This window comes from Rathayibacter tanaceti (assembly GCF_001634385.1).
GTDB lineage: Bacteria > Actinomycetota > Actinomycetes > Actinomycetales > Microbacteriaceae > Rathayibacter > Rathayibacter tanaceti.
Genome location: NZ_LIIN01000012.1, coordinates 1 through 24266 on the forward strand (window position 1 = coordinate 1; position 24266 = coordinate 24266).

Sequence of the window (24266 nt, forward strand, 5' to 3'; positions counted from 1 at the left end):
GCGTCGGCGCGGAGGGACGCGAGCCCGAAGGGCGCGGAGCCCCCCGGGCGGGCGGGGGGTGGAGGGGGTCGTCGGGGGTCGACGACGCCCCCGCGCCGGATCCGCCCTGGCCCTGGAGGGCCTCGCGGAGCTTGCGGGCGACGGGGGGTTCGATGCTCGAGGACGGTCCCTTGACGAACTCGCCGAGCTCCTTCAACTTCGCAAGTGCGACCTTGCTATCGACACCGAGCTCGGATGCGATCTCGTGTACGCGTGGTTTTGCCACTTCTCTCCTGTCTTGGGCCTGCACCCAAGACGGGGGCAGGCGTCACGAACGGACGGGTCTCATGTCGAGCCGCTCATCAGTCTTCGCTCATGATCAGTTCACGGGCCGTTCTGCCTGTTCTCTATGGTGTGATCGTGCGCTGCTCCGGCCCCTCCGGATGAGGAACCGAGCCGGTCCGAACGCGCATGACGTACTGCTCCAGCTCGCTCGCGTCCACGCTCTCGCGCGTCCGGAACGCCCTGCCGAACGCGCGGCGCTTGACCGCGAGCCCGTAGCAGTCGGCTGAGTCGTGGAGCCACGCTCCCCGACCAGGACGAACGGCACGCGGGTCTACCGCGAGGACGTTCGAGTGGAGGACGAGCCTCAGAAGAGAGGCCCGGGGGGCGCGCAGACGGCAGCCGACGCACGTTCTGACGGGACTCACTCTACTCCCTCGTCCGGACGAGCGCTTCCCCGCGTGGCCGTTGGCCGGGGATCACTCCCCGTCCATCACCGAATCGGGCTGGATGTCGATCTTGGCACCGGTGAGCTTCGCGGCGAGTCGAGCGTTCTGCCCCTCCTTGCCGATGGCGAGCGAGAGCTGGTAGTCCGGGACCAGCGCGCGCACGGCCTTGAGGCCCTGATCGATCACGAAGGCGCTGGTCACCTTGGCGGGCGAGAGGGCGCTGGCGACGAAGGTCGGCAGGTCGGAGGAGTAGTCGACGATGTCGATCTTCTCGTTGTTGAGCTCGGCGGTCACCGCGCGCACGCGCTGGCCGAGTTCGCCGATGCAGGCGCCCTTGGCGTTGACGCCGGGCTCGGTCGCGCGCACGGCGATCTTGGTGCGGTGTCCAGCCTCGCGGGCGAGCGAGACGATCTCGACCACGCCGGAAGCGATCTCGGGCACCTCCAGGGCGAACAGCTTGCGCACCAGCGATGGGTGGGTGCGCGAGACCTGGACCGAGGGTCCCTTCGCCCCGCGGCCGACGCTCGTCACGTAGACGCGGATACGACGCCCGTGGCTGTAATCCTCGCCGGGAACCTGTTCTTCGGGCGAGAGGATCGCCTCGATGGAGCCGAGGTCGACGTGGATCATCCGCGGGTTCGGGCCCTGCTGGATGACGCCGGCGACGATGTCGCCCTCGCGACCCTTGAACTCGCCGAGCACGTGCTCGTCGGCAATGTCGCGCAGGCGCTGGTTGATGACCTGCTTCGCGGCGAAGGCGGCGATGCGGCCGAAGTCGCGCGGCGAGTCCTCGGCCTCGCCCACGACGGCGCCCTCGTCGTCGTACTCGGGCACGAAGACCGAGACGTGGCCGGTCTTGCGGTCGAGGTGCACGCGTGCGGAGACGGCTGTCGACTTGTCGGCGTCGTCCGCCTGGCCGATGTGCTTGAGGTAGGCGGTGAGGATCGCCTGCTCGATGATCTGCACGAGTTCCTCGAAGGGGATCTCGCGCTCGCGCTCCATGAGTCGCAGAACGCTCAGGTCGATGTCCACGGGCGGGCCTTTCTCTCTATTCACTTGGCTGCCGCGGTGGTGACCGCGGTCGTGCGTCGGTGGGGTGCTCGCACCCGGATCAGCCCTCAAGGGTACCCGACGCGGACGCACGGTCCACCCGCGTCTCGGATGCGCACGGCGGAACGGGAGGAGGGACAAGCGACGTCATGAAAGATCCGACAGGATGCGCCTGGTGTGGCCTCAGAGAAAACGTCGGGGGTCAGGAATCGCTCCTGACCCCCCACGTTCCCTATAAGGCTAGTCTTCTCCACCTTGTGGATTGCAGGAGGCGGCGATCGTCGCAGCGAGTCCGACGTCGGGTCGGTTGTTGTCGAGGTTCCAGCTCTCCTTGCCCACGGTGGAGCTACGGCCGAGGAAGTGACAGCTGAAGTGGTCGTGGAGGTTGTTGTGATCCAGTCGAGACCGATCGCCTTTCTCCAGGGCTTCTCCCCAGGCGGCCTCGTTGGCTTCGGGGCCTACGGCAATCTGGTCGCGTCCGTAGTCCGTGGGATACACCTGCGCGGTGGGTCCCCATTGCGGGTCGCCTGGTACCCACGTGACGTGATCGATGAGGTTTCGACCGAACCACGGGTCCGCGACCACAGGGAAGGCGATATCGGGTTGAGAAAGGTCGACGATCTGAGTGAGTGTCGTGCCAGTGACGTCGTAATGGGTAGGAATACTCGTTCCGTTCGCGTCGCGGGCCCAGCGGCCTTCATCCGCTCCAGAGGCCGGCGACGTCGAGCACGCTGCCTGCGCCGCTGCCATTGGCGTGCAAGGTCGAGCCGACAGGCAGATCGAGGTTGTATCTGTAGGCGTGACGTCGGTCGCATCGGTGACCGAGAAGAGCTGACGCGCGTGAGGCCCTGGTGTCACGCTCCAGCGAGAGCAGTGGTGGAGCGGACACGGGTGGTCGGGTCCTGCCGCCGCGCCCGACGCAGCGAAACGACCGCGCTGGCCACCACGGTGACGAAACCGGCGACGCTGAGAGCGAAGGCCGCAGTCAGCGCGATGCTGAGAGAGTCGGGCACGGAGCGGCTGGCGTCGCTGAGATCGAATGCCTGCCCTCAGACATCGAAGGCGTAGATCGCGCTGGACACCCACACCACTGACGCGACACCGGCCACCCAGGTCCACGCCCACCGGTGCGTGGCGCGACAGCTGATCGCAGCGGCGACGATCGCGCTCGCGATCACCGCTACGACCGCGAGTATCAGAAGAGGTACGAAGACGGCGCCGGCGAGGAGGCTCACTGCGCTCACCGCCGCGCCGATCTGGAGGGTCTTCTTCACCTGATCGTGTGAAGCATTCATTCAGCCACTCGCATTCCGAAAAAGGTCGACATGACCCTCACCCGCCCCTGGTCGTTCGCGGTGGGCAACGGTCGCTTCGTGGTCTGGTCTACACATGCAGAAGCGGCATGGTCAACGCTGCCCCGCCGCTCACCTGGCTCGAACAGGCCTCGAGCGGCGTGACGAAAAGGCGCGAAGAGTTCCTCCGACGTGAGTGGAAGCGTCATCTGTGCCGTTCAGAATCCAGAAGCCCTGACGGCCCCGGCTTCGTGGCGCCCATCGTTCGCGAGACACCGGAACGACGACGAGCCGCGCCGCGGCACGGCGCGGATCAAGAGGGACCGCCTGTGCGGGCAGCGGCTCGGGAGACGAAAGCGGAACGGCAGGAGAGCCCCCGCCGCGCGCCCGGTAGGGCGGCGGCGAAGGCTCTCGCAGGGTGTTACGCGCCCAGGCGGGCCAGCGCCTCGGCGACCGGGAGCTGCTCGCGCTCGCCGGAGCGGCGGTCCCAGAGCTCGACGATCCCGTCGGCGGCACCGCGCCCGGCGATGACGATCACCGGCACGCCGATCAGCTCGGCGTCGCCGAACTTGACGCCCGGGGACACCTTCGGGCGGTCGTCGATCAGCACGTCGCGGCCGGCCGCCTCCAGGGAGGCGCCCACCGACTCCGCCAGCTCGAGCGCCGCCGCGTCCTTGCCGGTCGCGATCACGTGCACGTCGAAGGGCGCGACGTTCGCAGGCCAGAGCAGTCCGCGCTCGTCGTGGGTGCTCTCGGCGATGATCGCGAGGATGCGCGTCACGCCGATGCCGTAGGAGCCCATCGTGACGGTGACGAGCTTGCCGTTCTCGTCGAGCACCTTCAGGCCCAGGACCTCGGCGTACTTGCGGCCGAGCTGGAAGACGTGGCCGATCTCCATGCCGCGGGCGGTCTCGATCGGGCCGGAGCCGTCGGGTGCCTCATCGCCGGTGCGCACCTCCGCGACCTCGACGGTGCCGTCCGCGTGGAAGTCACGTCCCGCCAGCAGGTCGAGGACGTGCTGACCGGAGACGTTGGCCCCGGTGATCCAGGCGGTGCCGTCGACCACACGCGGGTCGAGCAGGTAGCGGACACCGGTGGCCGATTCCTCACCCAGGACCGCGCCCTCGGACGACCAGGGTCCGATGTAGCCCTTGACCAGGCCGGGGTGCTTCGCGAAGTCTCGGCCGTGGCGGCCTCGACCTCGGCGGGAGCGAAGGCGACCTCGGCACGCTTGAGGTCGACGTCGCGGTCGCCGGGAAGGCCCACGATGACGAGCTCGCGGGTGCCGTCGAGGGCGGTGAGCGCCAGGACGACGTTCTTGAGCGTGTCGCCGGCAGTCCAGGCACGGCCATCGGTGCGGGGCTGAGTCGCGTTCGCGAGGTCGACCAGGGTCTGGATCGTCGGGGTGTCGGGAGAGTCGAAGACGCGCGCCTCCGGCCGGCCCTCGACGGGGCTCGCCTCGGGCACAGGGGTGCGATAGGCCTCGACGTTCGCCGCGTAGCCGCCGGCCGACCGCACGAAGGTGTCCTCGCCGACGGGGGTGGGGTGCAGGAACTCCTCGCTGCGCGAACCGCCCATCGCCCCCGCATCGGCCTGCACGATCACGTACTCCAGGCCCAGGCGCGCGAAGATCCGCTCGTAGGCGTCGCGCTGGCGCTGGTAGCTCGCGTCGAGTCCCGCGTCGGTGTAGTCGAAGGAGTAGGCGTCCTTCATCGTGAACTCGCGGCCGCGCAGGAGGCCGGCGCGGGGCCGCGCCTCATCGCGGTACTTGTCCTGGATCTGGTAGATCGACAGGGGCAAATCCTTGTACGAGGAGTAGAGGTCCTTCACGAGTAGCGTGAAGAACTCCTCATGGGTCGGCGCCAGCATGTAGTCGGCGTCCTTGCGGTCCTTCAGACGGAAGACGCCGTCGCCGTACTCGGTCCAGCGTCCCGTGAGCTCGTAGGGCTCGCGGGGCAGGAGTGCGGGGAAGTGGACCTCCTGAGCGCCGGCCGCCTCCATCTCCTCGTGGAGGATCCGCTCGATGCGCCGCTTCACCCGCAGGCCCAGCGGCAGCCAGGCGAAGACGCCGGGCGCCTGGCGCCTGATGTAGCCCGCGCGTACGAGGAGGCGGTGGCCCGCGACCTCGGCGTCGGCCGGGTCCTCCCGGAGGGTTCGGACGAACAGATGCGAGAGACGGGTGACCACGAGGGACGATCCTATCCGCAGTCCTCCCCCGGCCCGCGAGTCGGGAGGCCGCTCGGCCGGGGACGCCTCAGCCGGGGATGCGCGAGAAGACGACCGCGCCACGCGTGCCGTCGAGCACGACGTCGTCGGGCGTGCCGCCGAGGGTGATCGGAGCGGAGAGCAGCGCGCGAAGGCGGATGCCTGCCGGACTCGGCGTGTCCGAGCAGGTGTCCGAGCCGGTCACCTCGTCGGAGGGCACGAGCACGGTCCCTTCGATCCGGTACGAGGCTCTCAGCACGAGGCAGTCGGTCCCCACGACGAGGGTCGGCTCACCAGCCACCCGCTCCGATCGCAGCCGCACCCGGGCATCCTCCACCCAGGCCGAGTAGGGAGTCTCGCCCTCGGCGGCGGTCAGCACCCAACCGTCACAGCCGAACGGATCCTGAGCGGTGCGGAGGTCGACGCAGTCGTCGCTCAGCGGTGCCGGCGTGCTGCGCAGCGCCGCGACTCCGGAGGCGACCAGCGTCACGGCAACGACGCCGAACGCGAGGAGCAGAGCGGGCCTGACCACGCCGATCCGCCCCGCACCGACTCAGTTGGCGCCGACGGTGACGACCGGGGCGCCGGTCGACGTGTCATCGGCGGGCATCTCGGCCGCGAGACGGTTCGCCTCCTCGATGAGGGTCTGCACGATCTCGGCCTCCGGCACGGTCTTGATGACCTCTCCCTTGACGAAGATCTGGCCCTTGCCGTTGCCGGAGGCGACGCCCAGATCGGCCTCGCGGGCCTCGCCCGGGCCGTTGACGACGCAGCCCATGACGGCGACGCGCAGCGGAACGCTCATGCCCTCGAGGCCGGCGGTGACGTCGTTGGCGAGCGTGTACACATCGACCTGCGCGCGGCCGCAGCTCGGGCACGAGACGATCTCGAGCTTGCGCTCGCGGAGGTTGAGCGACTGCAGGATCTGCAGGCCGACCTTCACCTCCTGGGCAGGCGGGGCCGAGAGGGACACGCGGATGGTGTCGCCGATGCCCTCGCCGAGCAGGATGCCGAACGCGGTGGCCGACTTGATGGTGCCCTGGAACTCGGGGCCGGCCTCCGTGACGCCGAGGTGCAGCGGCCAGTCGCCGCGCTCGGCGAGCTGGCGGTAGGCCTTCACCATGACGACCGGGTCGTTGTGCTTGACCGAGATCTTGAAATCGTGGAAGTCGTGCTCCTCGAACAGGCTCGCCTCCCACACGGCGCTCTCGACGAGGGCCTCGGGGGTGGGCTTACCGTACTTCTGCAGGATGCTCGGCTCGAGCGAGCCGGCGTTGACGCCGATGCGGATCGAGACGCCTGCGGCTTTCGCGGCCGCGGCGATCTTGCCGACCTGGTCGTCGAACTTGCGGATGTTGCCGGGATTGACCCGGACCGCGGCACAGCCGGCGTCGATCGCGGCGTAGACGTAGTTCGGCTGGAAGTGGATGTCGGCGATGACCGGGATCTGGCTCTTCTTCGCGATGATCGGCAGCGCCTCCGCGTCGTCGCGGCTCGGCACCGCCACGCGGACGATGTCGCAGCCGGACGCGGTCAGCTCGGCGATCTGCTGGAGGGTCGCGTTGATGTTCGTCGTCGGCGTGGTGCACATCGACTGGACGCTGACCTGCGCGTCACCGCCCACGAGCACCTTGCCCACCTTGATCTGGCGGGACTTGCGGCGGGGGGCGAGGGTCATGGGGACCTTGGGAAGACCCAGATTCACTGCTGGCACGCGCCCCATCGTACGCGCGCGGAGCGACCCTCCGACCGCTCGCCGGGTCTTCCCAGCCGCGGCCCGTGCCGAGGGAACCCCTGGCCCCGGCGGGAGCCGGTCCGCACCACAGCGGGCGGGTGGGCCTCACTCCAGCCGACGAGCCCGGGACACCCCGGCCGCGGCGAACGGTCGAATCACGTCTCGCGATCCGCCGAGTCGAACGCGACCCGCTCGACAGGACACAGCGCCTCCGGATGCCGACCGCCGGACGTCGTGCAGGGATTGTCGTGCGGACTAGAACAGCGTGATCGGCTTGACGATGTCGGCGTAGATGAGGAGGGCGCTCATGCCGCCGAGCACGAGCACGACGATGTAGGTCAGCGGGAGCAGGCGTGCGATGTCGACAGGCCCGGGGTCGCGGCGGCCGAAGAGTTTAGCGATGCGACGGCGGAGCCCCTCCCAGAGGCGCCGGCGATATGGCCGCCGTCCATCGGCAGCAGAGGCACCAGGTTGAACACCAGCAGCGCGACGTTGAGCGAGGCGAGGACACCGACCATCGTCTGCACCTTCGAGACGATCGGCAGCTGGTCGGAGGCGGCGATCTCGCCCGCGATCCGGCCGACTCCGACGACGCTGATCGGACCGTTGGCATCGCGCGCCTCCGTGCCGAAGGCGCCTGAGCGACGTCGATCAGGCGCTGCGGAAGGTTGAGGATCACGTGGGCGACGCTGGTGATGTTCTGCCACACCGTTCCGGGCACCGCGGTGATGGGCTGCCGGGCGAGCTCCGAGGTGGGTGAGATCCCGATGAAGCCGACAGTCTGCGTCTCGACGGCTCCGGAAGCGTCGGTGACGGGGTTTCCGGCGGAGTCGGTCACCGCGACCTCGTTCTCGGCCGGGGTGATCGAGAGGGTCAGCGACGCACCGTCTCGCTCGACGGCGACGCTCAGCGGCACGCCCGCCGAGCGCTGGATGATCGGGGTGAGGTCGTTCCAGGTGCCGACCGGCGTGCCGTCGATCGCCGTGATCGTGTCCCCGGGCAGGAGCCCTGCCGCGGCGCCGGGGGCGAGCGGGTCGTCGGCAGTGCAGGTCGCGGTGGCGCGCTGCGACTCGGGGACCACGCACTGCGAGACCGACGCGAGCGTGCTGGTGCTCTGCGCAACTCCGATGCCGCAGAGCAGGACCGTGAAGAGGACCGTCGCGATCAGGAGGTTCATGAAGGGACCCCCCGCCATGACGATGACGCGCTTCCAGACGGGGAGCAGGTAGAAGGCGCGGTGCTCCTCCCCCTCACCGATCGTCTCCGCGCTCGCGGCGCGGGCTTCGTCGATCAGCGTCGGACGGCCTGCGGTGCGCTTCTCGGACGACTGGTAGCCGACGCCCTGGAACAGCCCAACCGGCGACTCCGTGATCGGATCGCCCGCATGCTTCGGCGGGTACATGCCGATCATGGCGATGTAGCCCCCCAACGGAAGCGCTTTCACGCCGTACTCCGTCTCGCCACGGCGGCGCGAGAAGATCGTGGGCCCGAATCCGATCATGTACTGGGTGACCTTGACGCCGAACAGCTTCGCGGGCACGAGATGCCCGACCTCATGCAGCGCGATCGAGAGGGCGACACCGATGGCGATGATGACGACGCCGAGGACGAAGAGCAGCACGGATTCCACCGACACACTGTAGGCCGGAGCCGCCCGCGCCCGCTGGGGCGCGCCTGCACGAACCCGATGAGCCCGCCGGTCAGGTTCCAGCGATCCGCGCGTCCGCCGCGCGCCGTGCCCATTCTTCGGCAGCGGCCAACGACTGGCGGGTCAGCGCGCCGTCGACGGCGTGCGCGTCGACCACGGCCTCCACCGTCGCGAGGATGTCGAGGTAGCCGATCCGGCCGGCGTGGAAGGCCTGCACGGCCTGCTCGTTCGCCGCATTGAAGACGGCCGGGTAGGAGGCGCCGGCCTCGCCGACGCGCTTGGCGAGGCGGACCGCGGGGAACGCCTCCTCGTCGAGTGGCTCGAACGTCCAGCTGTGCGAGCGGGTCCAGTCGAGTGGTGCACCGACACCGGCCACGCGGTGCGGCCAGTCGAGGCCGAGCGAGATCGGGAGGCGCATGTCCGGCGGCGACGCCTGCGCGATCGTCGAGCCGTCCACGTACTCGACCATCGAGTGGATCACCGACTGCGGATGCACGGTGACGTCGATCCGGTGATAGGGCACGTCGAAGAGCAGGTGCGCCTCGATCACTTCGAGGCCCTTGTTGACCAGGGTCGAGGAGTTGGTGGTGACGACCAGGCCCATGTCCCAGGTGGGGTGCGCGAGAGCCTCGGCCGGAGTGACGTCGCGGAGGGACCCGCGGTCGCGTCCGCGGAACGGTCCCCCCGAGGCTGTCAGCACCAGGCGCCGCACCTCGCGGTGGGCTCCGGCGAGCAGGGCCTGCGCGATCGCCGAGTGCTCGGAGTCGACGGGCACGATCTGTCCCGGCGCCGCCAGCGAGGTGACCAGCTCGCCGCCGACGATCAGCGACTCCTTGTTGGCCAGGGCGAGCGTGCGCCCCTCCTCGAGCGCCGCGAGCGTCGGGCCGAGGCCGACCGAGCCCGTGATGCCGTTGAGCACCACGTCCGCCTCGACCGAGCGGATCAGCTGCTCCGCCTCGTCGGCCCCGAAAGCCGTGTGCTCGACGCCGAACGCAGCGGCTTGCTCGGCGACGACCGGCCGGTTCGACCCGGCCGCGAGCCCCACGACCTCGAACCGGTCGAGGTTCGCACCGATCACGTCGAGGGCCTGCGTGCCGATGGAGCCGGTGGAGCCGAGGATGATGACCCTGCGCATCCGCCCATCCTGGCACGACGGGCGGAGCGGAACCGGGTGAGCGGGATCCGGTCAGGTGATGGCGAGGATGTCGATCACGAACACGAGGGTGTCTGTCCCACTGATCCCGGCCTGCTGGTTGCCGGCGTCGCCGTAGCCCTTGGCGGGCGGGATGGTCACGATCACCTGCGAGCCGACGGTCTGGCCGACCAGCGCCTCCTTGAAGCCCTCGATCACCGCGCCGGTGCCGAGGGACGCCGGGGCGGGCTTCCCCCAGCTCTGGTCGAAGACCTCTCCGCTGCCCCAGATGACGCCCTGGTACTGCACGATCAGCTGGTCGCCGTCGGCGACGGTCGCTCCGGAGCCCTTCTTCAGCACAGCGAGCTGGAGGTCGGCGGGCGGGTCGGTCGAGGGGATGGAGACCGTCGGCGCGCCGTCGTCGGCGAGCGCCACGGTCGGCAACCCGTCCACTGGGGCCTGCGGCTCGCCGTCGGCCGCGGTCGGCACGATCTGCTCGACGTCGATGACCATCACGATCGAATCGGCTGCGGTGATGCCGAAATCACTCTGCCCGGCATCGCCGAATGCATCGGCCGGGGGCACGACCGCGACCACGCGCGAGCCGACGGTCGCGCAGTTCACCGCCTTCACCAGTCCGGCGAGGTACTGGTCGGCGTCGACCGTGAACGCGGCGCGACCGCCAGGAGCGTAGCTGCTGGCCGAGAACTCCGCGCCGCTCGTGCCGTTGTAGAGGGTGTAGTCCACAAGCACGATGTCGCCCTCGGCGACCTCGGCGCCGGTGCCCTCGACGGCGACCGAGCGCTCGGTGGTGTCGACGGTCATCGGGCTCGGAAAGACGGTGACGGGCTTGGTCGCGAAATCGCCGCTCGTCTGCACCGCGGCGGTCGCCTCCCCCTCGCTCGCGCAGCCCAGCGGAGTCGCGGAGGCGGACGGCGCCGCGTCGGGCGCTCCCGGAGTGCACGCCGCCAGGCTCAGGGAGGCGCCGAGGACGGCGAGGATCGCGAGGGTTCTGCGCACGGAGGCACCTTTCCTGACCGGCTGCTACCGGGGACGTTCGGGGGTCGCCGTCCATCCTGGGGGACACGCCTCGGGAGGTCCTGGACGCCGAGCCGGGCGCGTCGGCTCCAGTCAGTACGGTGAAGGCTCGCCTAGCATCGGGGATATGCGTGAATTCTCGGTCCCCCAGTCCCGAGAGCTCGTCACCGAGCTCCCCGGCCCGCGCTCCGTCGCCCTGCAGGAGCGCCGCGTCGCCAGCGTCTCCCGCGGCGCCGGGACGCTCGCCAACATCTACATGGACCATGCCTCGGGCGCGGTCCTGGTCGACGTCGACGGCAACCGCCTGATCGACCTGGGCTGCGGCATCGGCGTGACCACCATCGGCCACGCCCACCCGGCGGTCGCCGCCGCGGCAGCCGCGCAGGCCGAGAAGCTGACGCACACCCTCTTCACCGTCACTCCCTACGAGAACTACGTGAAGGTCGCCGAGAAGCTCGCCGAGATCACCCCCGGGGACTTCGAGAAGCACTCGATCCTGGTCAACTCCGGCGCCGAGGCCGTCGAGAACGCGGTCAAGATCGCCCGGAAATTCACCGGCCGGCGCGCGATCGCGACGCTCGACCACGCCTTCCACGGCCGCACGAACCTGACTATGGCGATGACGTACCGCCCCTGGCCGGAGCGCGCCGGCATGGGCCCCTTCCCCGGGGAGATCTACAGCCTCCCGATCAGCTACCCCTTCCGCGATCCCGAGGGCATGACGGGCGAGGCGGCGGCGGAGCGCACGATCGACTACATCACGACCCACATCGGCGCCCAGGAGCTGGCCGCCCTCTTCGTCGAGCCGATCCAGGGCGATGGCGGCATCATCATCCCTGCACCGGGCTACTTCCGCCGACTCTCCGAGTTCTGCACCGAGAACGGCATCGTCTTCGTCGCCGACGAGATCCAGGCCGGCATCGCCCGCACCGGCAGTGGTACTCGATCGAGCACCACGGGGTCGTCCCCGACCTGATCACCACCGCCAAGGGCATCGCCGGCGGCTTCCCGCTGGCCGCTGTCACCGGTCGCGCCGAGATCATGGACGCCGTGCAGCCCGGGGGCATCGGGGGCACGTTCGGCGGCAACCCCGTCTCGACCGCCGCGGCCCTGGCCACCTTCGAGGCAATCGAGTCGGAGGGGCTGCTCGAGGAGGCGCAGCGCGTCGAGCGCGCGCTCCAGGCGCGCATCGGCGACTGGGCCGAGCGCTTCGCGGTGGTCGGCGAGGTGCGCGGAAAGGGTGCGATGTGGGGCGTCGAGCTCGTGCACCCCGGCACGAAGCGGCAGAACCCGGAGGCGCTCACCGCAATCCTGAAGCACGCCACCACGAACGGCGTCATCGTCCTCGATGCCGGCAGCTGGGACAGTGTCCTGCGCATCATGCCGAGCGTGGTCATCAGCGAGGAGCTGATCGACGACGCCGCGACGGTGATCGAGGAGGCGCTCGCGCAGCTGGGCTGATCCGGGAAGCGCATGATCGGAGCGGCATGGACACGCCGGTATCTTCGACCGGATGCGGACCGATGGCGATCTCGAGAGGCCGACCCCACCGGGGATCGGCCTCTCCGCGCGTCTGGCGCGACTGACCATGAGCGGCGTCGGCCGCCTCGTCTACCGGCCGATCGTCGAGGGGCGCGAGAACGTCCCGACCACCGGGCGGGTGATCCTCGCCAGCAATCATCTGTCGTTCATCGACTCCCCCGTGCTGACTCTGCTCGCTCCCCGGCCCGTGCAGTTCCTGGCGAAGTCCGACTACTTCACCGGCACCGGGGTACGCGGTGCAGTCTCACGCTCCTTCTTCACCTCCGTCGGTGCGGTGCCGGTCGAGCGCGGAGCGGGGCAGGCGGCGCAGGAGGCGCTCGATCTCGGCCGGGCGATCCTCGAACGGGACGAGGCCTTCGCCGTGTATCCCGAGGGCACGCGCTCGCGCGACGGGCGCCTCTACCGCGGGCGCACCGGAGTCGCCTGGCTCGCGCTGACGACGAGCGCTCCCGTCGTGCCGGTCGGGCTGATCGGGACGCAGGAGCTGCAGCCGGTCGGCACGAGCGTCCCCCATCTGCACCGGATCACCGTCCGCTTCGGAGCGCCGCTCGATCTCTCCCGACACGGCTCGGCAGACTCCGGACGAGCGAGGCGGCACGCCACCGACGAGGTGATGGCCGCGATCCACGCTCTGTCCGGGCAGGAATCGGCGGGCGTGTACAACGAGTCGCCGCCGACCACGGCGGTGGAACGGATCCGCAGGGCGCTGCCGCACGAGCGCCGCTGACTCAACGCGCCAGCGTCACCGGCTCGTGCGCCACAGGGAAGTTGACCGAGCGGGCGATGAAGCAGAGCCGCGACGCCTCGGCGTGCAGCGACTGCGCGAGGTCGACCGTGGAGGCCTCGGCCACTGTCACGCGCGGCCGCAGGGTGACCGAGGTGAACTGGCCGCCCTCTCCCTCCTGCTGCATCCGGCCGATCGCGTCGTCGGTGTACTCGGTCACGACGACTCCGTTCTTGACGGCCACGTGCAGGTACGAGAGCAGGTGGCACTGCGCGAGCGCGGCGAGAAGCAGCTGCTCGGGGTTCCAGCGGTCGGCGTCCCCGCGGAAGGGCGTGTCGGCGGAACCGAGGATCGGCTCCGGTCCCTGGGCCGAGACGACCAGCTGGCGCCCGTACTCGCGGTAGCCGCTCGTGCCGGTGCCCCGGTTCCCCTCCCAGACGACGGACAGTGCGTACTCGTGCTCCGACGTCATCGGTTCTCCTCCTCCGCGTGGTGGATCAGGCCGGTCCCGCTGGTCTGGACCTCTGGAGGCGGAACCCCCGCGGCTAGACTCGCAGGACCATGACAGACACGCTCGCGCCCCAGCTTCCCACGTCCGCGATCCCTCAGCAGCGGCGCGTCGAGACCGAGATCCCCGGCCCCCGATCCCGGGCCCTGCACGAGCGTCGTCTCGCCGTCGTCCCCACCGGAGTCGGCACCGCGCTCCCCGTCTACATCGACCGCGCGCACGGAGCGATCCTGGTCGACGTCGACGGCAACGCCTTCATCGATCTCGGCGCCGGCATCGGCGTGACGACCATCGGTCACACCGACGACTCCGTCGTCGCGGCGGCCACTGCTCAGCTCGGCCGTCTCACGCACACGCTCTTCACGGTCACGCCCTACGAGCCCTACATCCGGGTCGCGGAGCTGCTCGCCGAGCACACCCCCGGGGACTTCGCCAAGAAGACCGTGCTGGTCAACTCCGGCGCCGAGGCGGTCGAGAACGCCGTCAAGATCGCCCGCAAGCACACCGGTCGGGCAGGTGTGGCGGTGCTCGACCACGCCTACCACGGCCGCACCAACCTCACGATGGCGATGAACTTCAAGGCGCTTCCGTACGGTCTGGGCTTCGGGCCGTTCGCGAGCGACGTGCACCGCGCGCCGAGCTCCTACCCGTACCACGACGGACTCTCGGGGGCCGAGGCCGCCGAGCGGACCATCTCGTACCTCGAGAAGACGGTCGGCGCCTCCGCTCTGGCCTGCCTGGTGGTCGAGCCCATCCAGGGCGAGGGCGGCTTCATGGTCCCCGCGCAGGGCTTCCTCCCGGCGTTGCAGGAGTGGTGCACCACCAACGGCATCGTCTTCGTCGCCGACGAGATCCAGTCGGGCATGGCCCGCACCGGCGCCTGGTTCGCCAGCGAGCATCTCGGCCTGGTGCCGGACCTGGTCCTCTCCGCCAAGGGGATCGCGGGCGGGCTGCCGCTCGCAGGCGTCACCGGTCGCGCCGAGATCATGGACTCCGCTCAAGCCGGCGGGCTCGGTGGCACCTTCGGCGGCAACCCGGTTGCCGCCGCCGCAGCAGTCGCCGTCTTCGAGCGCATCGAGCGTGAGGGCCTCCTGGCCGAGGCGGACCGGATCGGCACCCGCCTCGGCGCTGCGCTCCGCGTGCTGCAGGAGCAGCACGAGATCATCGGCGACGTCCGCGGTATCGGCGCGATGATGGCGATCGAGCTCGTGATGCCCGGCACCGCAGGAACAACGAAGGAGCCGAACCCCGCCGCTGTCCAATCGGTCATCGACTACGCCGCTCAGCACGGCGTACTCGTGCTGAGCGCCGGTACCTACGGGAACGTGGTCCGCTTCCTGCCGAGCCTCGCCCTGACCGACGAGCTGCTCGACGACGCCGTCTCGGTGATCGCCGACGCCCTCGCCTCCCTCTAGTCGCAGACGCCTGCGGGCTGCCACCGACCCCGGCGCCACACCGTCGCGCCGCGTCATCGGCGTCCTCCCGCGGGGAGGAAGGCGGAACGCTCGGGGGCGCGGTGCGGTCGGGCAAGATGGGGGGATGCCAGCAGGAACCTTCACCGTCGCCGAGTCCGTCGAGCTGGCGGTCGTCGAGCGCTCGGGATTCATCGAGTCCCGTCACGCCGGCTCGGCCGTGCTGCTCGACCCCGACGGCCGCGTCGTGCGCAGCCTCGGCGCGCCGACAGCACCCGTCTTCCCTCGATCGTGCCTCAAGCCCTTCCAGGCCCTCGCGGTGATGACCGCGGGAGTCGAGCTGAGCGGGCCGGAGGCGGTGATCGCCACCGCGAGCCACGCCGGCATCCCGCAGCACGTCGCCCTGGTGCAGAACCTGCTCTTCCGAGCCGGCCTCGATCACAACGCTCTGCAGTGCCCCGCCGACTGGCCCGGCGACTCCGCAGCCCGCGCTCAGCTGCTGCGGGCCGGCGGCGTCGCGGATTCCCTCTTCATGAACTGCTCGGGCAAGCACGCGGCGATGCTCCTGGCCTGCGTGCAGAACGGCTGGAGCACCGAGGACTACCTCGAGCGCTCGCACCCGCTCCAGCAGCACATCGTCGACACCATCGAGCGGCTGACCGGCGAGCGCGTCGTCGCCTCCGGCATCGACGGCTGCGGCACCCCGGTGCACGCTCTTGCTTTAACGGCCCTCGCCAAGGGGATCTCGCGGATCGTCTCCTCCTCCCCCGCCTCCCCCTTCGGTCTCTACCGCCAGGCGGGCGTGCTGACCGCCGCGATCCTCGAGAACGCATGGGCCATCGACGGCCCCGGCCGAGACAACACCGTCGTGATCGAACGCCTCGGGCTCGTCGCGAAGCTCGGCGCCGAGGGGGTGCTCGTGATGGCGTCGCCGGACGGCACGACGGTCGCGCTGAAGATGCTCGACGGCAGCCTGCGGGCGGCCACGGTCGTCGCGCTGAAGCTCCTGGTCGAGGCCGGCGTCGTCGACCGGGGAGCGGCGAACGAGGTGCTCGTGCGGCTGAACCCGGTCGTCTCGGGCGGCGGGCGCACGGTCGGCGCGATCCGAGCCTCCTACGTCTGACCCCGTCGCTCCGCCCCCTCCGTCCGACTCCGCGCTACGGCGTGCGGGCGAGGCGCTTCGCCCGCGCCGCCGACGACACCTGCGTGATCACGACCACCACGATCGCCAGCACGAACACCGCCGAGGCGATCACGTTCGCCTCGGCAGGGATTCCCCGCGCCGCCGCGATGTAGATGTACTTCGGGAACGTGGTCACGGATCCCGACGTGAAGTTCGTGATGATGAAGTCGTCGAAGCTCAGCGCGAACGACAGCAGGGCCGCCGCGAGGATCCCCGGGAGCAGCAGCGGGAAGGTGATCCTCCAGAACACCTGGTTCGGTGAGGCGTAGAGGTCGCGGCCCGCCTCCTCCAACGCCGGATCCAGACTCGCGACCCGCGCCTTCACCGTCACCACGACGAAGCTGATGCAGAACATCGTGTGCGCGAGGACGATCGTCACCAGCCCCTTCTCGGCACCGACGCTGAGGAACTGCGCCGCCAGTCCCGCTCCGAGCACGACCTCCGGGGTCGCCATAGGGAGGAACAGCAGGAGCTGATCGCCGAGCGGAACCGAAACCGGAAACGCACCAGCGCGATTGCGATCATGGTGCCCAGCGCCGTCGCCAGCGCTGTCGCGACGACTCCGACGAGCAGACTGTTGCCGAAGGCCGTCATCACCTCGTCGCTGCTCCACGCCGATACCCACTTGTCGAGGGTGAAGCCGCGCCAGGCGAGGTTGCTCTTGCCGGAGTCGTTGAACGAGAAAACGAAGGTGTAGCCGATGGGGATCAGCAAGAAGATCAGCGCAAGCGCCGTGTAGACACCGAGGCCGAGGCCCCGGAAGCGCCGCGGGCGCGCCGCCGGAGCCGGAGCGGGCGCGCCGAGAGCCTCCTGGCCGCTGGCGATCGGACGGTCGGCGGTGGCGGTCACAGGAGCTCCTCCGTTCCACTGCGCTTCACATAGAAGCCGACGATGAACAGGATCACGGCCATCAGCACGATCGAGAGCGCGGCGGCAGCCGGGTAGTTCTCGAGCGTGAGGAAGTTGGCCTCGATCGCGTTGCCGACCATCGATGTCTGCGACGAACCGAGGAAGTCGCGGCTGGCGTTGATGTAGTCGCCTGCTGCCGGGATGAAGGTGAGCAGCGTGCCCGAGACGATGCCCGGCATCGACAGCGGGACAGTCACCCGCCAGAACACCGAGGCTGGATGCGCGTAGAGGTCCGATCCCGCCTCGAGGAAGCGCACGTCGAGCCGCTCGAGCGTCGTGTAGAGCGGGAGGGTCATGAACGGGATGAAGTTGTAGGTGATGCCGAAGATCACGGCGAACGGCGTACCGGTCAGATGGCCGTCCCCGGGGAGGACGGCCATCGCCTTCAGCGCCTGCACGAGCGGGCTCTCGTCTGCGAGGATCTGCTTCCACGCGAGCGTCCGCAGCAGGAAGCTGATGAAGAACGGGGCGATGACCAGCGTGAGCAGCAGGTTCTGGAGGAGCGGCCACGAGCGCGCCTTCACGCCGATGACGTACGCGAGCGGGTAGCTGATCACGAGCGCGAGCACCGTCGCGATCAGCGCGTAGCCGAAGGAGCGTACGGCATGCGGCCAGTAGTCGCTCATCACGACCAGGTAGTTCTGCCAGGCGAAGCCCGGCGCGTACTCGCCGATGTCGCCATCCGGCACCTCAGCCTGGAAGGACGTGAGCACGAGGGAGATCAGCGGCGCGAGGAAGAACAGCAGCATGTAGGCGATGCCCGGAAGCATCAGGACCAGCGCGACGGTCGAGCGCGCGCGGACCGGCGGCGGCGCCGAGGTGGCCGGACCCGAGGCGAAAGCGGCGAAGGCCATGCCTACGCGCCTCCCGCTCGGCCGGAGAGCAGACCCCGACGCTGGACGGCGATCGCGTGGGTGGAGTCGTCTGCGTCGAAGCGCGGGACGGAGCCGGGCTCGTCGGCGAGACCGAAGCCGTGCTCTGCGCTGAAGCCCACCCACACCTCCGCACCCTCGCCGACCACCGGGCCGAAGACCATGTTCTGCGCGAAGACGATGACCGGCCCGACTCCCGGCATCTGGATCGTGTACTGCGTGCTGACCCCGCTGAACGAGACGTCGCTCACCCTGCCGGGGCCGAGGATGTTGCGGCCCGGAGCCTGCGGCGGCTCCTCGGTCAGCAGCAGCAGCTTCTCGGGGCGGACCCCGATGGTGATCTCGCCGCTCGTCCGAGCGCAGCGCGCGGTGGGCACCACGATGCGGTGCCCGCCCGCGTCGACGGTCAGAGCGCGGTCGGTCGAGCCGACCACCTCTCCCGTGAACAGGTTCGACTGGCCGAGGAAGTTCGCGACGAAGGCGGTGCGTGGCAGCTCGTAGAGCTCCTCCGGGGCGCCCATCTGCTCGATCCGGCCTCTGTTCATCACGGCGACCGTGTCGGCCATCGTCATGGCTTCCTCCTGATCGTGAGTGACGTGGAGGAAGGTGAGCCCCACCTCCCTCTGGATCGACGTGAGCTCGAGCTGCATCTGACGGCGCAGCTTGAGGTCGAGCGCACCGAGCGGCTCATCGAGCAGGAGCAGAGCCGGTCGGTTGACCAGCGCGCGGGCGAGGGCCACGCGCTGCTGCTGCCCGCCCGAGAGCTGCGCCGGGCGGCGCTGGGCGAGGTGGTCGAGCTCGACCAGCCGCAGCGCCTCGTGCGCCTTGCCCACCGGATCGGCGATCCTGCGGCGTTTGAGCCCGAAGGCGACGTTCTCGAGGATCGACATGTGCGGGAACAGCGCGTACGACTGGAACACCGTGTTGACAGGACGCTGATAGGTCTTGGTCGCCGTGACGTCCCTCCCGCCGATCAGGATCCGCCCGGCCGAGGGATCCTCCAGACCCGCGACGAGGCGGAGCGTGGTCGTCTTTCCGCAGCCGGACGGGCCCAGCAGGGCGAAGAACGACCCGGCGGGGATGGTGAGGTCGAGCGAGTCGATGGCGGTGAAGCCGGGGTACTGCTTGCTGATCCCGACCAGCTGGAGGTCGGCGCCGCTCTCGGCGAAGGTCCCGGTCGCCATCAGATGCCCAAGAGCACCTTCTGGAACTCGGCCTGGTACTCCTTCTCCTCCGAGGCCGTCAAGGTGCGGAACACATGCGCCTGCGCGAGCGTGTCCTCGTCGGGGAAGATCAACTGGTTCTCGGCCAGCTCCGGGTCGATGCTCTCCATGACGTCCTTCGCTCCGTCGACGGGGGTGATGTAGTTCACCCAGGCGGCCACTTCAGCGGCGACCTCGGGTTCGTAGTAGTAGTTCATCAGGGTCTCGGCGTTGGCCTTCCGCTGCGAGCCCATCGGTACGACGAAGGTGTCGTTCCAGAGCGCACCACCGGAGTCGGGGAAGGCGAACTCCCACTTGTCGCCCGCTTCGGTGTTGATCAGGGTGATGTCGCCCGACCAGCAGATGGCAGCGAGGGTGTCCTCGTTCTGCAAGTCGTTGAGGTAGGCGTTCCCCTTGATGTTCCGGATCTGGCCGACGTCGACCTGCTTCCGGAAGACGTCGATCGCGTTCATGTACTCGTCATCGCCCCACGGCCCGGCGATGTCCGTCCCCTGGGCCAGCATGATCAGACCGATCGTGTCGCGCATCTCGCTCAGCACGCCCACCCGGCCGCGCAGCGACGGGTCCCAGAGCTCCTCGATGCTGGAGAGACCGTTGGGGAGCTTCTCCCTGTTCCAGCAGATGCCCGAGAACCCGGCCTGGTACGGGAGGGAGTGCTTGCGGCCCGGATCGAAGTCGGGGTTCGCGAGCGAGGGCGTGAGATTCACGATGTTGGGGATGTTGGCGTGGTCGAGCTCCTGCACGTAGCCGCGGCGGACCAGCCGCGACACCATCCACTCCGTGAGGCAGACCGTATCGGCTCCGATGTACTGGCCGAGGGCGAGCTGGTCCTTGACCTTGCCGTAGTACGAGTTGTTGTCGTCGACCGCGACGTTGTAGGTGACGGCGATCCCGGTGCTGTCCTCGAAGCCGGTCAGTGAGGGGTAGTTCCCGTCGTCGTCCTCGTCCATGTAGGCGGGCCAGTTGTCCCAGACCAGCCGGGGGTCGCTCGCCGAGCGGTCGGCTGCGGCGGTCGGAGCCGCGCGTGTCTGCGGTGCGCAGGCCGCCAGAGCGAGGGCGCCTGCCCCCAGTCCGAGGCCGCTGAGGACCGCCCGGCGCGAGAGGACCGCCCGACGCTCGCGCTCGTGCGAGCGGGCGACGGCGATGGCGTCGCGGAGGACGGGATCCCTCGGGAGGGGACGGGTCATGGCGGAGACTCCTGACTGCGTCGATGCTCGAGCCCACCGGGGTGAACGTGGGGAAATACTGGCACAGCGCTCGTGCGCCTGTCACGGCAGACGGAGGAGAACGGCGATCTGGAAACATGATCGTCACGAAATCAGTGTCGAGAATCCGATCCGACCGCCGATTCGGTTCGTCGGAGTCGCCTGGCAGGCTCGGTCGTCAGCGGCCGGCGGGCGGGCGCGCCGTCGCCCCTGCCGAACCCTCTACTCGCTCGACCGCCATCTCGACGGAGGAGAGCAGCAGACGGCTGCCGAGCTTCGCCCGGTACCGCCGCCCGGCTTCCAGCGGAAGTGGAGCCTGCGTCGGAGCGACCAGGACGGAGCCGTTCGCCGACCAGCGGTCGCGCACCCAGAGACCACCGTCGTCGAAGCCGAACTCGAGGTGCGTCTTCGAGAGCGAGCGCGACGGATCGGGGATCGCCAGGATGTGGCGGAAGGTCTCGTTGGGGTCGGGCAGCGGCTGGCGGCCGATCAGGCCGTTGCCCGTGACCACGGCGTGCTGGCCGGTTGCGAAGGTGAGACGCACGAGGCCCTGCGCGGGCGGCGCCATCGGAGCTCCGGCCGCCGGGCGCCGGTGTCTGCCGGGAGCGAGACCCGGCAGCCAGGCGCGACGCGAGGGGTCGAGCACGGTGGTGTCACCGGACGAGGCGGGACGGCTCGCACCCGATGCAGCGTGCGCAGTCACCGATGAACCACACTCGCCGCACAGGATCGCCCCGGGAGCGAGCGTGGAGCCACACGTGCTGCAGATCACCGAGAACGCCCTTTCTCTCTCCATCGTACCCAGCGCCGGGTGCTCGGTCCTCTAGCGAGCGGATCCCGACGCGAACCGGCAGTCGGAGGCAGGCGGCTGCTGCTCTCGCGTCGCTGCGGCCAGGCGGGGCGGGCGCGAGTGGTGCAGCAGGTCAGACGGGGAACCCGCGACCGTCGTCACCGGTGACGGCGAGCACATCGACCACGATCACGGTCACGTTGTCGTGCGCGCCGTTGTCCAGGGCTGCCTCCACGAGCGCGTCCACGGTCTCCTGAGCCGACCGGCTCTCAGCGAGGAGGTGACCGAGCCCCGTGTCGGTGAGCTCCCTCGTGAGTCCGTCGGAGCAGACGAGGAGCCTCGTCCCCGCGAGGACGGGGACGAGGCGGTAGTCGGGGATGGGCGCCTCGTGGAACCCGACTGCGCGGGTGATCACGTTGCTGTGCGGGTGCACGTCCGCCTCATCGCGCGTGATCATTCCGGCGTCGACAAGCTCCTGGACGATGGAGTGGTCGATCGTGAGCTGCACGAGAGTTCCCGAGAAGCTGAGGTAGACGCGGGAGTCGCCGATGTTGAAGACGGACCAGTAGGGCTCGCCGCCGACCGCGGTCAACGCCACTCCCGTGACCGTAGTGCCCGTGCCACCGTCGGCCGTGTGCGGCTGGCGAGCGATGTCCTCGACCGCCTCCCGCAGAGCCCGGTCGATCTCCTCCGCGCCGACCGTCGCCCCCAGGGCCGCCGTCGACAGACGCGCGACGACCGCGTCGCTCGCGACCTCGCCGGCGGCATGACCGCCCATCCCGTCCGCGACAGCGAAGAGAGGGCTCTTCGCGAGGTAGCTGTCCTCGTTCGTGCTACGGACGAGCCCGGTCTCGGTGCGAGCGGCCCACCCGATGGTCACCTCCGCCGAAGGGGTGTCCGAGGTCCAGGCCGAGACCGGAACGGTGACGGAGGCACGGCTGCGGCCGATCTGCGTCATCGCGTCTCCTCGGTGCTTCTGCGCCCGCCTCGAACGCTGCTGTCACGATGCTATCCGCTGCCGGCGAGTCGCCTGGGCACCGACGGAGCGGGGCGCCACCGCCCGCGCCTCGAGACGGCCAGACCACCGATTCCGCCGTCCGGTGGGGGCTGGCCTGCGGATTCACTTGCCCGGCTACTCGCTGACTGCCACAATCACCGCATGAGCCCTCCCCGACCTCCGTCCCAGCGCCCGATCCAGCTCGACGAGGTCTCGAAGGCGATCATCGAGCAGCTGCAGGCCGATGGCCGGCGCTCGTACGCCGAGATAGGTAAAGCGGTCGGCCTGAGTGAGGCCGCGGTGCGGCAGCGGGTGCAGAAGCTGACGGAGTCCGGCGTCATGCAGATCGTCGCAGTCACCGATCCGATGCAGCTCGGCTTCTACCGCCAAGCGATGATCGGCGTGCGCGTCACGGGAGACACCCGCGAGGTCGCTGACCGGCTCGCCTCGATCCCCGCGGTCGACTACGTCGTGTTGACGGCCGGCTCCTTCGACATCCTCGCCGAGGTCGTCTGCGAGAACGACGACGACCTGATCGCCCTGCTCAACGAGGAGATCCGCTCGCTCGCGGGCGTGCTCTCGACCGAGACCTTCGTCTATCTCAAGCTCCACAAGCAGTTCTACAACTGGGGAACGCGGTAACCGATGACCACTCAGACAGCATTCTCGACGTCCGGCCTCGAGTCGGGCGACTCCGTGCGCGGAGCCGACGCACCGGGAGGGATCGACGACAGTGCCCTGCAGAAGAAGGCGAAGGACCATCTGTGGATGCACTTCACCCGCCAGTCCACGATGGACTCGGGCGCGGGAGTCCCGATCATCACCCGCGGCGAGGGCCACCACATTTGGGACAGCACGGGACGGAAGTACTTCGACGGCCTCTCCGGCCTCTTCGTCGTGAATGCCGGCCACGGTCGCCGTCGGCTTGCGGAAGCCGCCGCCAAGCAGGCCTCCGAGCTCTCCTTCTTCCCACTGTGGTCGTACGCCACTCCCTCGGCCATCGAGCTGGCCGACCGTCTCGCCGATCACGCTCCTGGCGACCTGAACCGCGTGTTCTTCTCGACCGGCGGCGGCGAAGCCGTCGAGACGGCCTTCAAGCTCGCGAAGCACTACTGGAAGCTGCAGGGGAAACCAGGCAAGCACAAGGTGATCTCGCGGTCCGTCGCCTATCACGGCACCCCGCACGGCGCGCTCGCGATCACCGGAATCCCCGGCATGAAGTCGATGTTCGAGCCGCTGGTGCCCGGCGGCTTCCGCGTGCCGAACACCAACTTCTACCGTGCGCCCCAGCACGGTGACGATCTGGAGGCGTTCGGGCTCTGGGCGGCCGATCGCATCGAGGAGATGATCGAGTTCGAGGGCCCCGACACCGTCGCCGCGGTGTTCCTGGAGCCGGTGCAGAACTCCGGGGGCTGCTTCCCGCCCCCGCCCGGGTACTTCCGAAGAGTGCGCGAGATCTGCGACAGGCACGACGTCCTGCTCGTCTCGGACGAGGTGATCTGCGCCTTCGGCCGTATCGGCCACATGTTCGCCTGCGACGAGTACGGCTACGTGCCGGACATGATCACCTGCGCGAAGGGCATGACCAGCGGCTACTCCCCCATCGGGGCGACCATCGTCAGCGACCGGATCTACGAGCCCTTCCGCCACGGCCAGGTGGTGTTCCCTCACGGGTACACCTTCGGCGGGCACCCCGTCTCGGCGGCGGTCGCCCTCGAGAACCTCGACATCTTCGAGGAAGAGGGCCTGAACGAACGGGTCCGCGAGAACTCGCCCCTCTTCCGATCGACGCTCGAGAAACTGCTCGATCTGCCCATCGTCGGCGACGTTCGGGGAGCCGGCTACTTCTTCGGGATCGAGCTGGTCAAGGACAAGGCGACGAAGGAGACGTTCGACGAGGACGAGTCGGAGCGGCTCCTGCGCGGCTTCCTCTCCAAGGCGCTCTTCGATGCCGGGCTCTACTGTCGCGCTGACGACCGCGGGGACCCGGTGGTGCAGCTCGCGCCTCCGCTGACCATCGGCCCCTCGGAGTTCGACGAGATTGAGCAGATCCTCCGCGGAGTGCTGACCGAAGCCTGGTCGAGGCTGTAG

General features: G+C 69.4%; 21 protein-coding genes and 4 pseudogenes. 6 read left to right on the forward strand and 19 right to left on the reverse strand.

Annotated features, from left to right (window positions below):
- The 12 genes and pseudogenes from ACH61_RS02845 to ACH61_RS02885 all read right to left on the reverse strand — a co-directional run.
- The coding region (locus ACH61_RS02845; RefSeq protein WP_153038783.1) for a translation initiation factor IF-2 N-terminal domain-containing protein at positions 1-265 on the reverse strand (265 nt) is incomplete at its 3' end.
- A 121-nt stretch (positions 266-386) separates the two neighbouring features.
- Positions 387-689, reverse strand: coding sequence for a YlxR family protein (locus ACH61_RS16010; protein ID WP_082844959.1), 303 nt, complete (start codon positions 687-689; stop codon positions 387-389).
- A 51-nt stretch (positions 690-740) separates the two neighbouring features.
- Entirely contained in the window at positions 741-1742 is a 1002-nt protein-coding gene (gene nusA, locus ACH61_RS02850) for a transcription termination factor NusA (RefSeq protein ID WP_068208356.1), read from the reverse strand.
- Positions 1743-2000: 258 nt separating this feature from the next.
- Entirely contained in the window at positions 2001-2510 is a 510-nt protein-coding gene (locus ACH61_RS16015; RefSeq protein WP_082844960.1) for a DUF2599 domain-containing protein, read from the reverse strand.
- A 104-nt stretch (positions 2511-2614) separates the two neighbouring features.
- A complete protein-coding gene (locus ACH61_RS17235; RefSeq protein WP_158286059.1) occupies positions 2615-2773 on the reverse strand; it encodes a hypothetical protein in 159 nt (52 codons plus the stop codon).
- A gap of 36 nt (positions 2774-2809) precedes the next feature.
- Positions 2810-3055, reverse strand: coding sequence for a hypothetical protein (locus ACH61_RS02855; protein ID WP_132504121.1), 246 nt, complete (start codon positions 3053-3055; stop codon positions 2810-2812).
- Positions 3056-3473: 418 nt separating this feature from the next.
- A pseudogene (locus ACH61_RS02860) lies at positions 3474-5239 on the reverse strand (proline--tRNA ligase).
- A gap of 67 nt (positions 5240-5306) precedes the next feature.
- On the reverse strand, positions 5307-5789 hold the full coding sequence (locus tag ACH61_RS02865) for a hypothetical protein (RefSeq protein WP_068208362.1): 483 nt from the start codon (positions 5787-5789) through the stop codon (positions 5307-5309).
- Positions 5790-5810: 21 nt separating this feature from the next.
- Positions 5811-6971 (reverse strand): flavodoxin-dependent (E)-4-hydroxy-3-methylbut-2-enyl-diphosphate synthase, encoded by a 1161-nt coding sequence (ispG, locus tag ACH61_RS02870; protein ID WP_173244694.1) that lies wholly within the window; start codon positions 6969-6971, stop codon positions 5811-5813.
- Between the two features lie 276 nt (positions 6972-7247).
- A pseudogene (locus tag ACH61_RS02875) lies at positions 7248-8622 on the reverse strand (M50 family metallopeptidase).
- A gap of 70 nt (positions 8623-8692) precedes the next feature.
- Positions 8693-9775: a 1-deoxy-D-xylulose-5-phosphate reductoisomerase gene (locus tag ACH61_RS02880; protein WP_068208368.1), complete on the reverse strand. Its 1083-nt coding sequence runs from the start codon at positions 9773-9775 to the stop codon at positions 8693-8695.
- A 51-nt stretch (positions 9776-9826) separates the two neighbouring features.
- The gene (locus tag ACH61_RS02885) at positions 9827-10792 is read right to left on the reverse strand and encodes an FKBP-type peptidyl-prolyl cis-trans isomerase (protein WP_068208371.1); all 966 of its coding nucleotides are present in this window, start codon (positions 10790-10792) and stop codon (positions 9827-9829) included.
- Between the two features lie 136 nt (positions 10793-10928).
- Here ACH61_RS02885 and ACH61_RS02890 point away from each other — a divergent pair.
- Together ACH61_RS02890 and ACH61_RS02895 are read left to right on the forward strand one after the other, a co-directional pair.
- Positions 10929-12271 (forward strand): annotated as a pseudogene (locus ACH61_RS02890) (aminotransferase class III-fold pyridoxal phosphate-dependent enzyme).
- Between the two features lie 52 nt (positions 12272-12323).
- Positions 12324-13079, forward strand: coding sequence for a lysophospholipid acyltransferase family protein (locus ACH61_RS02895; protein ID WP_068208374.1), 756 nt, complete (start codon positions 12324-12326; stop codon positions 13077-13079).
- Between the two features lies 1 nt (position 13080).
- Here the strand turns inward: ACH61_RS02895 and ACH61_RS02900 are convergent, their stop codons facing one another.
- Positions 13081-13548 (reverse strand): OsmC family protein, encoded by a 468-nt coding sequence (locus ACH61_RS02900; RefSeq protein ID WP_068208376.1) that lies wholly within the window; start codon positions 13546-13548, stop codon positions 13081-13083.
- 89 nt (positions 13549-13637) lie between these two features.
- Between ACH61_RS02900 and gabT the strand changes: the two genes are divergently transcribed.
- Both gabT and ACH61_RS02910 read left to right on the forward strand, forming a co-directional pair.
- Positions 13638-14999, forward strand: coding sequence for a 4-aminobutyrate--2-oxoglutarate transaminase (gabT, locus tag ACH61_RS02905; RefSeq protein WP_068208378.1), 1362 nt, complete (start codon positions 13638-13640; stop codon positions 14997-14999).
- Between the two features lie 124 nt (positions 15000-15123).
- Positions 15124-16119 (forward strand): asparaginase, encoded by a 996-nt coding sequence (locus tag ACH61_RS02910; protein WP_068208381.1) that lies wholly within the window; start codon positions 15124-15126, stop codon positions 16117-16119.
- Between the two features lie 34 nt (positions 16120-16153).
- On the opposite strand, the pseudogene ACH61_RS02915 reads toward ACH61_RS02910, so the two are convergent.
- From ACH61_RS02915 to ACH61_RS02940, 6 genes and pseudogenes are all read right to left on the reverse strand, one after another.
- A pseudogene (locus ACH61_RS02915) lies at positions 16154-16890 on the reverse strand (ABC transporter permease).
- A 134-nt stretch (positions 16891-17024) separates the two neighbouring features.
- On the reverse strand, positions 17025-17942 hold the full coding sequence (locus ACH61_RS02920; RefSeq protein ID WP_068208384.1) for an ABC transporter permease: 918 nt from the start codon (positions 17940-17942) through the stop codon (positions 17025-17027).
- Between the two features lie 2 nt (positions 17943-17944).
- Complete coding sequence (locus ACH61_RS02925; RefSeq protein ID WP_068208386.1) at positions 17945-19144, reverse strand: ABC transporter ATP-binding protein; 1200 nt, start codon at positions 19142-19144, stop codon at positions 17945-17947.
- Positions 19144-20370, reverse strand: a complete 1227-nt coding sequence (locus ACH61_RS02930) for an ABC transporter substrate-binding protein (RefSeq protein ID WP_082844962.1) — start codon at positions 20368-20370, stop codon at positions 19144-19146. The genes ACH61_RS02925 and ACH61_RS02930 overlap by 1 nt, the downstream gene beginning before the upstream one ends.
- Positions 20371-20566: 196 nt before the next feature.
- A complete protein-coding gene (locus ACH61_RS02935) occupies positions 20567-20956 on the reverse strand; it encodes an FHA domain-containing protein (protein ID WP_068208388.1) in 390 nt (129 codons plus the stop codon).
- Between the two features lie 355 nt (positions 20957-21311).
- Positions 21312-22136: a PP2C family protein-serine/threonine phosphatase gene (locus ACH61_RS02940; RefSeq protein ID WP_068208391.1), complete on the reverse strand. Its 825-nt coding sequence runs from the start codon at positions 22134-22136 to the stop codon at positions 21312-21314.
- 201 nt (positions 22137-22337) lie between these two features.
- On the opposite strand from ACH61_RS02940, the gene ACH61_RS02945 reads away from it, so the two are divergent.
- Positions 22338-22817, forward strand: coding sequence for an Lrp/AsnC family transcriptional regulator (locus ACH61_RS02945; protein ID WP_068208394.1), 480 nt, complete (start codon positions 22338-22340; stop codon positions 22815-22817).
- Between the two features lie 3 nt (positions 22818-22820).
- Positions 22821-24266, forward strand: a complete 1446-nt coding sequence (locus ACH61_RS02950; RefSeq protein WP_082844963.1) for an aspartate aminotransferase family protein — start codon at positions 22821-22823, stop codon at positions 24264-24266.

Excerpts from the sequence above, each read along its gene's own strand:
- ACH61_RS16015 (WP_082844960.1), bottom strand. The coding sequence starts at position 2,510 with ATGGCAGCGGCGCAGGCAGCGTGCTCGACGTCGCCGGCCTCTGGAGCG.
- ACH61_RS02855 (WP_132504121.1), bottom strand. The coding sequence starts at position 3,055 with ATGAATGCTTCACACGATCAGGTGAAGAAGACCCTCCAGATCGGCGCG.
- ACH61_RS02880 (WP_068208368.1), bottom strand. The coding sequence starts at position 9,775 with ATGCGCAGGGTCATCATCCTCGGCTCCACCGGCTCCATCGGCACGCAG.
- ACH61_RS02895 (WP_068208374.1), top strand. The coding sequence starts at position 12,324 with ATGCGGACCGATGGCGATCTCGAGAGGCCGACCCCACCGGGGATCGGC.
- ACH61_RS02900 (WP_068208376.1), bottom strand. The coding sequence starts at position 13,548 with ATGACGTCGGAGCACGAGTACGCACTGTCCGTCGTCTGGGAGGGGAAC.
- gabT (WP_068208378.1), top strand. The coding sequence starts at position 13,638 with ATGACAGACACGCTCGCGCCCCAGCTTCCCACGTCCGCGATCCCTCAG.
- ACH61_RS02910 (WP_068208381.1), top strand. The coding sequence starts at position 15,124 with ATGCCAGCAGGAACCTTCACCGTCGCCGAGTCCGTCGAGCTGGCGGTC.
- ACH61_RS02920 (WP_068208384.1), bottom strand. The coding sequence starts at position 17,942 with ATGGCCTTCGCCGCTTTCGCCTCGGGTCCGGCCACCTCGGCGCCGCCG.
- ACH61_RS02925 (WP_068208386.1), bottom strand. The coding sequence starts at position 19,144 with ATGGCGACCGGGACCTTCGCCGAGAGCGGCGCCGACCTCCAGCTGGTC.
- ACH61_RS02930 (WP_082844962.1), bottom strand. The coding sequence starts at position 20,370 with ATGACCCGTCCCCTCCCGAGGGATCCCGTCCTCCGCGACGCCATCGCC.
- ACH61_RS02935 (WP_068208388.1), bottom strand. The coding sequence starts at position 20,956 with ATGGCGCCGCCCGCGCAGGGCCTCGTGCGTCTCACCTTCGCAACCGGC.
- ACH61_RS02940 (WP_068208391.1), bottom strand. The coding sequence starts at position 22,136 with ATGACGCAGATCGGCCGCAGCCGTGCCTCCGTCACCGTTCCGGTCTCG.
- ACH61_RS02945 (WP_068208394.1), top strand. The coding sequence starts at position 22,338 with ATGAGCCCTCCCCGACCTCCGTCCCAGCGCCCGATCCAGCTCGACGAG.
- ACH61_RS02950 (WP_082844963.1), top strand. The coding sequence starts at position 22,821 with ATGACCACTCAGACAGCATTCTCGACGTCCGGCCTCGAGTCGGGCGAC.